This window comes from Bacteroides sp. 44_46 (genome assembly GCF_001915465.1).
In the GTDB taxonomy this organism is placed as follows: domain Bacteria; phylum Bacteroidota; class Bacteroidia; order Bacteroidales; family Bacteroidaceae; genus Bacteroides; species Bacteroides clarus.
Genome location: NZ_MNQO01000017.1, coordinates 145,624 through 159,459, shown reverse-complemented (window position 1 = coordinate 159,459; position 13,836 = coordinate 145,624). Strand labels below are relative to the sequence as shown.

The 13,836-nt window shown below is 32.1% G+C and carries 13 protein-coding genes; all 13 read left to right on the top strand.

Annotation, left to right across the window (positions count from 1 at the left end; genetic code table 11):
- On the top strand, positions 1 to 1,179 hold the full coding sequence (locus tag BHV73_RS09400; protein WP_217717370.1) for a DegT/DnrJ/EryC1/StrS family aminotransferase: 1,179 nt from the start codon (positions 1 to 3) through the stop codon (positions 1,177 to 1,179).
- Between the two features lie 6 nt (positions 1,180 to 1,185).
- Positions 1,186 to 2,247: an N-acetylneuraminate synthase family protein gene (locus BHV73_RS09395; protein WP_217717371.1), complete on the top strand. Its 1,062-nt coding sequence runs from the start codon at positions 1,186 to 1,188 to the stop codon at positions 2,245 to 2,247.
- Positions 2,232 to 2,831: a YdcF family protein gene (locus BHV73_RS09390; RefSeq protein WP_246593011.1), complete on the top strand. Its 600-nt coding sequence runs from the start codon at positions 2,232 to 2,234 to the stop codon at positions 2,829 to 2,831. Before BHV73_RS09395 ends, BHV73_RS09390 begins: the two co-directional genes overlap by 16 nt.
- Complete coding sequence (locus BHV73_RS09385) at positions 2,813 to 3,442, top strand: hypothetical protein (RefSeq protein ID WP_217717372.1); 630 nt, start codon at positions 2,813 to 2,815, stop codon at positions 3,440 to 3,442. Before BHV73_RS09390 ends, BHV73_RS09385 begins: the two co-directional genes overlap by 19 nt.
- 99 nt (positions 3,443 to 3,541) lie before the next feature.
- Positions 3,542 to 4,759 (top strand): lipopolysaccharide biosynthesis protein, encoded by a 1,218-nt coding sequence (locus tag BHV73_RS09380; RefSeq protein WP_286738067.1) that lies wholly within the window; start codon positions 3,542 to 3,544, stop codon positions 4,757 to 4,759.
- A gap of 9 nt (positions 4,760 to 4,768) precedes the next feature.
- Positions 4,769 to 5,905, top strand: coding sequence for a hypothetical protein (locus BHV73_RS09375; RefSeq protein WP_217717374.1), 1,137 nt, complete (start codon positions 4,769 to 4,771; stop codon positions 5,903 to 5,905).
- A complete protein-coding gene (locus BHV73_RS09370) occupies positions 5,902 to 7,083 on the top strand; it encodes an O-antigen ligase family protein (protein WP_217717375.1) in 1,182 nt (393 codons plus the stop codon). Before BHV73_RS09375 ends, BHV73_RS09370 begins: the two co-directional genes overlap by 4 nt.
- A 48-nt stretch (positions 7,084 to 7,131) precedes the next feature.
- Positions 7,132 to 8,196, top strand: coding sequence for a glycosyltransferase family 4 protein (locus BHV73_RS09365; protein WP_217717376.1), 1,065 nt, complete (start codon positions 7,132 to 7,134; stop codon positions 8,194 to 8,196).
- A 35-nt stretch (positions 8,197 to 8,231) separates the two neighbouring features.
- Positions 8,232 to 9,275 carry a glycosyltransferase family 4 protein gene (locus BHV73_RS09360; RefSeq protein ID WP_217717377.1) on the top strand — a complete coding sequence of 348 codons (1,044 nt, stop codon included), beginning with the start codon at positions 8,232 to 8,234 and terminating at the stop codon, positions 9,273 to 9,275.
- Positions 9,276 to 9,293: 18 nt separating this feature from the next.
- Positions 9,294 to 10,262 (top strand): SDR family oxidoreductase, encoded by a 969-nt coding sequence (locus BHV73_RS09355; RefSeq protein ID WP_286738061.1) that lies wholly within the window; start codon positions 9,294 to 9,296, stop codon positions 10,260 to 10,262.
- A gap of 47 nt (positions 10,263 to 10,309) precedes the next feature.
- Positions 10,310 to 11,575 carry a nucleotide sugar dehydrogenase gene (locus BHV73_RS09350; RefSeq protein WP_286738059.1) on the top strand — a complete coding sequence of 422 codons (1,266 nt, stop codon included), beginning with the start codon at positions 10,310 to 10,312 and terminating at the stop codon, positions 11,573 to 11,575.
- 83 nt (positions 11,576 to 11,658) lie between these two features.
- Complete coding sequence (locus BHV73_RS09345) at positions 11,659 to 12,858, top strand: hypothetical protein (RefSeq protein WP_217717380.1); 1,200 nt, start codon at positions 11,659 to 11,661, stop codon at positions 12,856 to 12,858.
- 3 nt (positions 12,859 to 12,861) lie between these two features.
- The gene (locus BHV73_RS09340; protein ID WP_286738057.1) at positions 12,862 to 13,806 is read left to right on the top strand and encodes a glycosyltransferase family 2 protein; all 945 of its coding nucleotides are present in this window, start codon (positions 12,862 to 12,864) and stop codon (positions 13,804 to 13,806) included.
- Positions 13,807 to 13,836 lie beyond the last annotated feature (30 nt).

Here is a 13,836-nt window from a genome sequence, read left to right as displayed (position 1 = left end):
ATGGAAAGAATCAGTCAATTGGAACGTGATTATGTGAATCAGGTTTTGGATAGTGCTTTTACAACTTCTTTGAATTCTGTTTTTAATAACAGATTGGAGACCGCTTTCGCAAAGAAGTTTAATCAGGCTTATGCCATTGGGCATTGTAACGGTACTGCTACTTTGCACACAGCAGTGGCTGCTTTAGGTCTCAAACCTGGTGATGAAGTGGTTGTACCTGCTTTAACTATGACTAGTACCTCATTAGGAGTGTTGCACAACGGTTCGATACCAGTTTTTGCAGACAGTGATTTAGATACTTTTGAGATTTCTGCCGAAAGTATAGAAAAGGTTATTACTCCCCAGACTAAGGCAATCATGACGGTTTCACTTTTTGGTTTGGCACCTGATTATGACAAGATTCTGGATATCTGTAAACGCCATAATTTATATCTCATTGAAGATAATGCAGAATGTTACCTTGGAAAGTATAAAGGTAAATATGTTGGTGAATTTGGCGACTTTTCCAGTTTTAGCTTTCAAGCAAGTAAACATCTGACTGCAGGTGAAGGTGGTATGCTTCTTTGTAATAAAGAGGAGCTAGCAGACAACGCTCGTCGTTTTAATTGTTTGGGCTATGCCGGTGTCAATGCTAGACAAGGAAAAATAACCAGGAATGATATTCAAGATCCTCAGTATAGTCGGCATATTTCATTGGGATTCAATTATCGTATGTCGGAGTTACAGGCAGCATGTGCACTAGGACAGTTAGAACGTGTGGATGAATTGGTTAGTAATCGTATTGAAGTAGCAAAAATCTTTGATGAAGTTATTAAAGATCAGAGTTTGTTGAAAAGGCAAGCAGAGCCCGAAGGATATGTTAATTCATACTGGTCATATAGTATGGTGTTGAATACTGATTGTCCAGAAAAAGATTGGTATGCTTTTCGTAACCTCTTTCAGTTAAATGGCGGTGATGGTTATTATGCTGCTTGGAAGCTCTCGTATAATGAACCTTTGTTTCAAAACCAGATCCAACATATGCCTGGAGTTTGGCAGAAATATGATGCTAACCTTTGTCCAAATGCAGAATATTTACAGAAACGTATGATACAACTGAAGACGAATTATTGGAATTTGGATGAAGCTAGGCAACAGGCGGAAATTCTTCATAAAACGATTGAACAATTTATAAAGTGATATATTATGGGTTTTTTTAGCAAAGAAATAAAGATTGGTGATAAAATAATAGGCAATGCTTATCCTACCTATTTTATAGCAGAAATAGGTGCGAATTTTGATGGTAGTATTGATAAAGCAAAGCGTTTAATTGATGCAGCTAAAAATGCAGGTGCTGATTGTGCAAAATTTCAAACATTTTCGACTCCTCAAATAGTATCTGAGGGAGGTTTTTCTCATATGCAATTGAAAGGAGTTCATGGTTCTTGGGGACGTACGGTCAGTGAAGTGTTTAAGGATGCAGAGTTTCCTGTAGCATGGCATAAAGAGATTTCAGATTATTGTAAGGCTATAGGCATTGACTTTTCTACCTCTCCTTATTTTAAGGAAGCAGTTGATTTATGTGTTGATTTGGATGTCCCTTTTATCAAGATTGGTTCAGGCGATATCACTTGGCTTGAAATGTTGGATTATATTGCTCGTAAGGGGAAGCCTGTAATGTTGGCTACGGGGGATGCTACTATGTCTGAGATAGATGAGGCTGTCCGTACCATAGAGGCTGCAGGAAATAAAGACATGATACTGATGCAATGCATTACCAATTATCCTTCTAAAATAGATAGTGCTAATGTCAATGTTCTGAAAACCTATCAGTCAGCTTTTGATGTATTGACAGGTTATTCAGATCATGCACCCGGACATGTGGTTGCTTTGGCGTCTGTTGTTATCGGCGGTCGTGTCATTGAAAAGCATTTTACTTTGGATAAGACTGATAAGGGGCCGGATCATCCACACTCGATGGAACCTCAAGAGTTTAAATTTATGGTTGATTCTATTCGCGAAGTTGAGCGTGCCATGGGAAGCACACGTAAAGAAGTTGTAGCTGAAGAAGGAGAAACTGTTTACGTACAACGTCGTTGTCTGTATGCTAAAAATGATATGAAAAAAGGCCATTTTATAACAGAGAATGATATAGATGTACTTCGTCCAGCGTTAGGGATTCCGCCCAAATTTAAGTCTATAGTTATAGGAAAAGAATGTAAGGAAGATATAGCTAAAGGACAACCTTTATTTTGGAAAAATTTTTAGTGATGACAGAACGGGAAAAAGCAATTGCTTTTATTGATAATGACATTATAAAACCTTCTGATGCTATAATTTTGTTAGAAGGGGATGGATTGAATCGTTATCCTAAGGCTGTAGAGTTATATAATTCTAATATTGCTTCCAATATAGTTTTTAGTGGGGGTATTACTGATTATACATACGGGAGCTTTCCATTTTCTGAAGTTTTACCATATATGCTGGAGGCTGGAATACCAGCTCAGGTTATATTTCATGAGGATAAATCATTAAATACTCGTGAACAAGCTATAGAAGTTATAAAATTATCAGTTGAAAAGAATTGGAAACGCTTGGTGTTGGTAGCAAGTCATGAGCATCAATATCGTGCATACTTAACTTTCTTAAAGGAGATATTGGATACAAGTAGTGATATTATACTATATAATGCCCCCGTTCGTAATCTTGGATGGTTTAAGGACTTGGGGTGGGGGATGCGTTACGAGCGTTTGGAGCAAGAGTTTGTACGTATAGAAAAATATTTTCAATTAGGACATTTAGCAACATATAAAGAAGCAATAGAATACCAACAATGGAAAGAGTTACAATAGAAAAAGCTAAGCGTTTATTTGGAAATAATTTTGTGGGTTTAGAAGAATTAAGACCTCTATTTGAAAAGATGAGGCTTTCTTATGTATCTGTTCAGGTACCTATAATTCAATATTCATATGATGAACTCCTGAAATATTCAAAAGATTATGTTTTAATATTAGGTATACCAGAATTGAATAATACACCTTTATCAATTCAAACTTTCCGGAATATTTTTGGTGTAGAGCCTAATTTGTCAACGCCATGTTTTTACAATCAAGACTGGTATTTAAATGAGGATTTTATTAATAAGACGTTGGAGTTACGTTGGTATTTATTGAAGAAAGATGTGCTGGAAGGATCTCGTGCTATACAACCAAATGAGTTGTTAAATAGTAATGTGGCTTTTCCTGATGCTATTTTGTGTGTATATACTTTCTGGGCATATTATTATGCACAACATGTGATGCTATGGTATTATGATTTTATTTGGTGTAATGATACAGATCATAACGGTGATAGGATATATGTTGGTAAATATCATGATATTGATGGCATAAATAAAGATGGATTTAGTATTCATCGGCATTTAGCATTGAGAAATTGCTATGGTGCTATAGAAACTTTATAAAAGATTTACGTGAAAAATGTTCAGATTGTATTATTTAATATGAGTCTTATTGAATTAAGTATAAGAAAAGTAAAAGGAAGATTGTTAACAAATACTACAATGAGAAATGGAATAATATTCTCTTTCTTTTCTTTTTTGAATAGTGGAGTCAGTTTTTTGATTCTACTCATTTTAGCTAATTTTCTTTCACCTAATGAGTACGGTGAGTTGAATTTATTTAATTCTCTTCTTTCTATTTTGCTTGTTTTGATTTCTTTGAGTTCAGACGGACTTATTTCTATCGACTTTTTTCAAAAAGATATTATAGGTTTAAGAAAAACAATAAATGCAGTTTTACTTTTATCAATAGGTTCATTTATTGTATTAACATTTATTTTAATTATTTTTTCGTGCATTTTATCTATTGCCATTGGTATTTCTACTTATTATCAATGGTTGGCATTACTAGTCTGTTTTTTACAAAATGTAGCTGCTGTCAATTTGAATATATGGCGATTGGAAGAAAAGCCTTTTTCTTATGGTATATTTAGTTTACTAATTGTAATTTTCAACCTCTTTTTTACGTTGTTTTTTGTTGCTTCAATGGACTGGGGATGGGCCGGAAGAGTTTATGCTCAAATATTAGTAGGTGGAATTTTTTTTATCATAAGTTTCTTTTTATTAATTAGAGGAGGGTATTTAAAGTTTATTTTACCAACAAAAAATGATTTTAAGTCTGCTTTACATTTTGGTATACCTTTAATACCTCATAGTATGTCTTTTTGGTTGAAACAAGGATTAGACAAATATGTGATTAATTTTTATCATGCATCTGCTGCAGTAGGTGTGTTTAGCTTTTCTATGAATTTCTCAAGTATTTTGCAAATTGTTGGAACGGCATTTAATGCAACTAATTCTGTTTTTATTTTCAAACAATTATCTAAGGATAAACAACAAGCAATACCACTTCTGCGTAAACAGACTAAAATGATGATTATCATATTTGGTTTGATAACTTTATTATTGCTAATAGGATGTTCTATCTTCTTGCCAATTTTTTTCCCAAATTATTCAAATGCTGTATATTATTTATTTCCTTTATGTGGAGCTTCTTTCTTTTCATGTATATATTTGTTGTTTGTTAATTTCTTGTTTTTCTATAAAAAGACTAAGGTTTTGATGATTATAACATTCTCTATTTCATTAATTCATTGTGCTTTATCTTTATTTTTAACTAAATATTCTATTGAATATACGGCTTATATATCATTATTTACAAGTTTTCTCACTGCATTATTGGTTTATTTATATAGTCGTAAATATTGTAAACTCTTTTAGTTGATATTAATGAAAAATCTAGTAATACTTAGTCAAGCGCCCTTAACTCCACAAATTAAACGTAATAATTATGTGGATGAATATTTATCTGTTGGATATGATGTACAATTTTGGGATATGTCGCAGTTAATACATCCAGGGATGAAATATAATGATGAATTGTGTGAGCCATATTTAAGAAATATTTCTTTATTATTTGAATTTGAGCAATTATTGTCTGGTGTTGATTCTCTTAAAACTATTTTTGTATTAGATTTTGATGCATCTTGGCATACCCGTAATATTTTTAAAATATTGACTAAATATCATTGTTATATGATTCGGGTTGATATGTATGCAAATACTAGTTTACAGTTAACATTGAAACAAAAACTATCTCAACTTTTTTCAAACCGTTTTAGTAGTATTTTGATTACACGTTTGGGAATATATTTGTATAAAATATATGCTTGGTTTTATAATATTTCAGATTGTCAACGTTATTATTCGTCATCAGCCATTGTAAATCGAACAGATAAAATAAATCATCCTGATTATGAGGACTTTTGTTTTAGTAAGTCTCGTCGTATAATTGAGGGCAACTATATACTTTTTGTTGATACTAATTTTGGATTTCATCCGGATGATATCTATCTTTTTAAATATAGTAAAATTCCAACAACAGAGAAATTTCAAGCGTCGTTGGATGATTTTTTTACGTATTTGGAGAAAAAATATAGGATGCCTGTTATTATTGCTGCTCATCCAAAATCAAATTATGTAAATGGAGAATTTGGTAATAGACGTATAATTAAGTATCAAACGAAAGATTTAATTATATATGCGGATAAAGTAATATTGCAGTTATGTAATACTATATCGTGGGTAACATTAGCCGATAAACCACTTATTTTTGTAACTACAGATGATTATGACGTTTTAGCTTTGCAAAGAAAAAGATTAAGATTTCTTGCTTCCTTATTAGGAAAGAAGGTCTATAATATTGAACATTGTGACTTTTCTGATATAATATTTACAACTGTGGAAAAAGAAATTCGTTTACATTATATCTATACATACTTAACTGATAAAGACATTGAGAAGAGAAAAAATATCGATATTTTAAAGGATTCATACGAAACTGTATCATTAGCTATTCACAAATGAAATTTACTCCTGTAGATTATCGAAGACAAAAATTAAGTGTAAAGAAACTCTTTCTTTTTCTTTTATACTTTGATCTTTTTCTGACTTTACTTCCAATGTGGTCTGCTTCACCCTTGTATCTTTTCTTATCACCAACTGCATTGATTTCTATTTGGCATTTAGGATCATTGGTAAACTTAATTGTATGCGGTTTTATAATACTAATAATTCAGCGATTTATTTATAATAAGATAGTAGTTTGCTGTATATTATTGGTTTATATGGCATTTCTCTCTTCTATTACAATTAATGGATTTAAATCAGGAGGATTTGCGCTTATAGGTATACCTATTTCTTTTTTTATAATGTTTGATACGATAAAGCAGTATAAATTCGGTGTAAAGCATCTCAATATATTATTTTATAGTTTACTGCTATGGAGTTTGCTTCCGTTATTATTATTGTGCCTCCCAGCTCTTCGAATGTCTTTTTTTATGACTGTGGAAGGTGGATATGCGACATTTAGTGGTTTGGCATTACATCGTAATTTTTATGGTATTCTTTTATGTGTGTTATTATTGTTGTTGTACTATAAGAAAATGCCACTTATTATTAAATTAATATTATTCATATTATTATCGGTTTGCCTAGTATTATCTGCTTGTAGGACAGCGTTTGTCGCTCTTATAGTAATGACTTGTTTTTTGATATATTATAATAAAACGATAAAAGGAGGGTATAAAATATTCTTTTTTATTCTTGTTGTTCTATTGGGAGGTGTTTTTTATTGGATTCTAACTAATCCGGATTATGCATTACGTGATATTGATGACGATCATGCAAGAGAAGATTTGCTCTATGGATTTATGAAACTAATTAAAGAGCATCCTTTATTGGGATATGGTGAAGAAGTAAAACATTATTCTAATATTTATCCGGGTGGAGCCATTGCACATAATTTTATTCTGCAAACAACTGCTAATTATGGAATTTTTGTAACAGTATTTTTTATTATTTTATTATTGGCTGTCTATTATTACTCTCAACCTTTTTCTAAAGCCATTCTTGCTTTTTTAGTTATTTGGGGAATAACCCAACCGTATTTTGGTTTTAGTGTTTTTTCTCCGCATGTTATTATACCCTTGTTTATTGGTAACTTATTAGATAATAATATAACCACATCTTTAAGTCGATTTTAGCTTATGAGAATCTTTTATTGTATTCATTCACTTTATAATTCAGGGGGAATGGAAAGAATTATAGTGGAAAAGGCTAACTTCTTAGCTAAAAAGGGGATTGAGGTCTCCATATTGACAACAGAGCAGCAAGATAAGCCAATCTTCTATCAATTAGAGGATAATATAAAGCATATCGATTTGGGAATAAATTATTCTGAATATAATTCTTTGTTCCTTAAGATTATAACATTGTACTTTAAAGAGTATAAACATAAGAAATCTTTGAAAAAAATAATTGCGAGATATAGACCGGATGTTGTGATCTCGACTTTTGAAAATGAAGCTTCCTTTTTAACTGAGTTAAAAGATCAAAGTAAGAAAATATTAGAATTTCATTTTTCAAAAGGATATCGACTTGCTAAGAAAAGGAAAGGATTACTTTTCTTGGTAGATTGGTATCGGACACGATGTGAGGTTAAAATAGCAAAGAAGTTTGAGCATTTTATTGTTTTGACTGAAGAAGATAAATTATCTTGGCATCAACTTTCTAATGTAAGTGTTATTCCGAATTTTATACATTTAACACCTGAATCTTCAAGCTTTAGTAGGAAAGAACTTTTGTCCATTGGTCGTCTTTCATATCAAAAAGGATTTGATAGATTGATTAAGGCTTTTAAAATAGTACATGAAACTTATCCGGAGTGGAAACTTATTATCTATGGGGATGGAGAAGAGAAAGATAAGTTATTGGGATTAATAGAAGAGTATAATCTGGTTTCATTTGTCGTTATCCATCGTCCTGTTAAGAATGTAGAAGAAATATATTGCAATAGTTCTTGTTTTGTTTTAACATCACGATATGAAGGTTTGCCAATGGTTTTGTTAGAAGCGATGTCTTACGGACTACCTATTATTTCTTATGATTGTAAATGCGGTCCTAAAGATCTGATCAATAATGGCTTAAATGGATTCTTGGTTCCTGAGGGTAATATAGAAGAATTGGCTAATACTATTATGAAATTAATTTCAAATAGAGATACGATGATTGAAATGGGGAGGAATGCAAAAGTTGAGTCTCAACAGTATGAAAGGGAGGTTATTATGCAGAAATGGATTGATTTGTTTGAGAAGTAATTTAAAAGTTGAATTTACTAATATTTTGAATACTTATGCGTATTGCTTTCATTCTATCTGCTTTAATAAATAGAGGACCTGAAGTTGTTGTTTCTGAATTAGTATCTCAGTTACAAGAGATGGGGCATACTTGTTATATTTATTATTTTGATGGGAAAGAACCGGAATTGTATTTTTCTTGTCAAGTTGAGAGGATTTCCTTTTATCAATCTATACCTTTTTCAAATTATGATATAATTCATTCTCATGGGTTGCGTCCTGATATGTATGTCTTTCTACATAAACCTCTAATTAGATGTAAGACAAAATTCGTATCTACAATTCATGCTTATATATTAGATGATTTTATTTATAATTTTGGACGATTAAAAGGTGGATTTTTCGCTTATATCTGGCTGTATTTGCTAACATCTCGGATTGATAAGATTGTTACTTTAAGTAATAATGCTATAAAATATTATTCTCATTGGATATCTCCTGAAAAATTGACTTTTATATATAATGGTCGCAGTATAAATATCAGTGACAAAATAAATACAGAACTTCAAGCACAAATTAGAGAATTTAAAGGAGAGTTTAGGTTATTAGGGATAAATTGTAAATTAACTCGACGTAAAGGAGTGGATTTACTTATAGAGGCTCTGCCAATGCTTGATAACTATAAATTACTGATTATAGGAGATGGTCTTGTCAGAAAAGAATTGGAAAATCAGGCTTTAAGATTAAAAGTAGATGATCGCTGTTTGTTTCTGGGGTATCAAGAAAAGGCGTATCGTTTTGTTCCTTTTTATGATATTTATGCTTCTCCAAGCCGTAGTGAGGGTTTTGGCTTAGCAATAATGGAAGCTGCAATATATTCTCGTAAAGTTCTGTGTTCGGATATTCCTATCTTTAGAGAACTTTTTACGGAGACTGAAGTCTGCTTTTTTGATTTACAGAACATAAATTCATTAGTTCAGGCTGTAAAACAATTAGAAAAAAATAATTCTTTTGGCTTAAATCTCAATAAGAAATGGCTTTCTTCATTTTCTCCAGAGAGGATGGCTAGTAATTATTTGGATTTATATGAATCACTATAATTAAAATCCTATTATTTTATGAATGTTTTGGTTACAGGAGGAGCCGGTTTTATCGGTTCTAATCTTTGTGAGCATTTATTGCTTCAAGGGTATCAAGTCGTTTGTTTGGATAATTTTGCAACAGGGAAAATTGAGAATTTGTTACCATTGTTAAATGCTTATCCTAGCACTTTCAAGTTAATAGTTGGTGATATCCGGAATTTAGATGATTGCAAAAAGGCGGTTGAAAATATAGATTATGTACTACATGAAGCTGCTTTGGGGTCTGTCCCTCGTTCAATAAAAGATCCTATTACTACTAATGAGGTAAATATTAGTGGCTTTTTAAATATGTTACTTGCTTCACGCGATGCTGGGGTAAAACGATTTATATACGCAGCGAGCTCTTCTACCTATGGAGATAGTAAATCGTTGCCTAAAATGGAGGATGTGATAGGCAGACCATTATCTCCCTATGCAATTACTAAATATGTAGATGAATTATATGCTGATGTATTTGCAAGGACTTATGGGATAGAGACTATCGGTTTGAGGTATTTCAATGTCTTTGGTCGTCGGCAAGACCCGTTTGGAGCTTATGCTGCTGTAATTCCTTTGTTTGTGAAAAAGTTAATTTCTTATGAATCTCCAATTATTAATGGTGATGGTGAGTATAGTCGTGATTTTACCTATATTGACAATGTTATTCAAATGAATATGCTTGCAATGGCAACAACAAAAAAAGAGGCTGTTAATCAAGTATATAATACAGCCTATGGTGAACGTACGACATTAAACCAATTGATAGGGTATTTGAAAGAGTTTCTGAGTGAATTTGATCCAATAATAGCTAATGTGAAAATTCTACATGGACCTAATAGACAAGGAGATATTCCTCACTCTTTGGCTTGTATTGAAAAAGCGAAACGGCTCTTGAATTATGAACCGCAGTATAGTATGCGTGATGGACTTAAAGAGGCTGTTAAGTGGTATTGGAATAACCTTTGATTGAGATTCTCTTGATTTTATAACTGATATTTAATCATTAATAATTTATGAATACAATAAAAATTGCCGTAATCGGTCTCGGTTATGTAGGACTTCCTTTGGCTCGTCTGTTTTCTACTAAATATCCGACAGTTGGTTTTGATATGAACAAAGCACGTGTTGATGCTCTTATGGCAGGGCACGATTCTACACTCGAAGTTTCTGATGATTTGTTACAGTCTGCGATAGCTAATGGTTTTAAATGTACCTCTGATGTGGAAGATATTCGTAATTGTAATTTTTACATAATAGCAGTACCTACGCCTGTAGATAAAAATCACAATCCAGATTTAACTCCTCTCTATGGTGCAAGTACTACTGTTGGAAAAGTTATTTCTAAAGGTGATATTGTAGTATATGAGTCTACTGTATACCCAGGGGTGACGGAGGATGAGTGTATACCTGTTGTGGAGAAGATTTCCGGTCTAAAATATAATATAGATTTTTTTGCTGGATACTCTCCTGAACGTATTAATCCTGGTGATAAATTTCATACTGTTGAGAAAATAAAGAAAGTGACTTCTGGTTCTACTTCTGAGATAGGAAAAATTGTTAATCAGGTCTATGCTTCTGTAATAACGGCTGGTACTCATTTGGCGCCTACTATTAAAGTTGCTGAAGCTGCCAAGGTTATAGAAAATTCTCAGCGTGATATCAATATTGCTTTTGTGAACGAATTATCTAAAATATTTACTCTTATGGGTATTGATACACAAGATGTATTGGAAGCTGCAAGCACCAAATGGAATTTCTTACCTTTTAAGCCAGGTTTAGTAGGTGGCCATTGTATTGGTGTTGATCCTTATTATTTGGCTCAATGTGCGCAGAGTTATGGCTATAATCCGGAAATAATTCTAGCAGGGCGTCGTATGAATGATGGTATGGGTGAGTATGTAGCTAATCAGGTAATAAAGTTGATGCTCAAAAAAGGTATTCAAGTATTATATTCGAATATTTTGATTTTAGGTTTTACGTTCAAAGAAAATTGTCCGGATGTTCGTAATACGAAAGTCATAGATATTTATAATGCATTGAAGGAGTATAATTTGAATATAACGATTTTCGATCCTTGGGCAGATAAAGAGAGTGTTAGTAAAGAATATGGCATAAAAGTTTGCAACATTTTACCTGTAGAAAAATATGATGCTATTATTTTAGCTGTGGCTCATGAAACATTTATGTCCCTAAAAATGGAGAGACTATTTAGTAGTGAAACAGTGTTGTATGATGTTAAGGGACTGTTAGATAGGAAACTGGTAGATGGTAGATTATAGTTATAGCTATTATGCGTCAGAATAGGAATCAGTATTCTTTATTTGAAAGGAATTGTGCTAATTTTTTTTCACGTTTTCCTCAAGTGAAACGTTTTATAAAGCTCGGGTATCAAAGATTAAACTACTGGTGTTATCGTGAAACCCAAGTCGTCGTTTCAGATTACTTTATACATACCATTTGTGATGGTGACAAAGAAACTTTTTTTGGGTATTATGATAAATCTCCGATTAATAAGTCGAATACGCATATAATATTTCAATCTACAATTTTGGATACCTCAAAGTTGCCGTCTCCTAAATATCCAGTTCAAGTAATATTATATGAATTGTCTACACATAAAATTGTTGCTCGTTTTGATAGTTGTACTTATAATTGGCAGCAAGGGACTAAGCTACAGTGGATAGATAATTTTAATTTTATTTATAATTCAATAGATGAAGCCAGTCATTATTGCTCTTATATTGTAAATATTGAAACCTTACACGTGAGGAAAATAAAGGCTCCTATTTATGAATTAGACGGTTTGGGAAATGCTTATTCTTTAAATTTTGATAGATTAGCGGTAATGAGACCGGATTATGGATATTTTAATCATTTGCCTTATAAATTATCTGAAAGTTTACATGATGATGGGATTTTTAGGGTAGATTTGAAAACAGGTGATATTAAATTACTGTTAAGCATAGAAAGAATATTATCTTGTTGCCCATTGTTGGATTCTCCTGCCAATGCTACTATTATACATAAAGTTAATCATATAATGTCTTCACCTTCAGGAGAGATGTTTATGTTTCTACATCGTTATTTTATAAGTGGGATAAAATTTGATAGATTAATTGTATGCGACAAGAATGCTGAAAGATTGAAACTTCTGGCAGCGGATGGAATGGTTAGTCACTGTTGTTGGGAAAATAATGAAAATATTATAGCTTATTTAAGGCAACATCAAATAGGTGATAAATATTATCGAATTAATGTTGTGACAGGAAAGATGTATGTGGTTGGTGATGACATAATTTCAGCTTTTGGTGATGGACATCCTTCTGTTTTTGGCGATAATATGATATTTGATACTTACCCGGATAAGGCAAGAATGCAAACATTGCTCTCTTATAATTTGAAGAGAAAACATTTAACAATGCTTGGACGCTTTTTTACACCTCTGAAATATCATGATCAAACGAGATGTGACTTACATCCTAAGTGGAGTTATGATGGAAAAAAAATATTTTTTGATTCGGTTTATTTAGGTAAAAGAATCTTATGTTATATTAATGTGTAGAAGATGGTTAGCGTAATTATTGTAGTTAGAAATGCAGAGAAAAATATCATAGCTTGTATTGATTCAATTTTTTGTCAGTTTAAAGAAGGAGAACTGTGGGAATTGATAATAGTTGATGGGCTAAGTACTGATAAGACCAAGGAAATAATAATTGATTATCTTAACCAGAGAAATATAGAGTATCGAATAGAGAATAATCCGCAAAAAACTTTGGCAAGTGGTTGGAATAAGGCTATCCAATTGGCGAAAGGTGAATATATTGTTAGACCTGATGCGCATGCTGAACTATTAGAAGGATATATAAGGACTGGAGTTGAATATTTAAGGGAAAATGATGAAATAGCTGCCGTTGGTGGAACATTGATTACAAAAGCTAATTCTGTTATAGGACGAATGATTGCAATAGTACTGTCAAACCCAATGGGGGTTGGGCGTTCTTTGTTTCGTATAGGTGTGACTAAAGACACTTATACGAGTACTGCTGTTTATGCTGTATATCGTAAGAGTATATTTAATATTGTTGGTGGCTTTAATGAAAAACTGAATAGAAATCAAGATATTGAACTACATCAAAGAATAGTTAAAGCTGGATATAAATTTTTGACTTCCGCACGTATGAAAGCTATATATCATAGTAGGACTACATTTTATAAGTTTTTACAGCAAGGGTTTTGGAATGGCTATTGGATTATCAAAAGTAATTCTTTTCACATTAATCATTTGATTCCACTTATTTTTGTTTTATCTCTAATTATGTCGTATTTAATAGCTCCATTTTTGTTTTATGCAATTTTATTGTTCCATTTAGTTTTAGGATTTATTGCTTTTATATGGAAATCTAAGGTATACAGTCCATTAGAATTAATAATTTTAGAAAGTCTTGCGATTTCATTGCATCTGATGTATGGGGTAGGCTCTCTGTATGGTCTTATAAGATTGCCTTTCTAAATAATAGTTACTATAAATTCTTGCAACCTT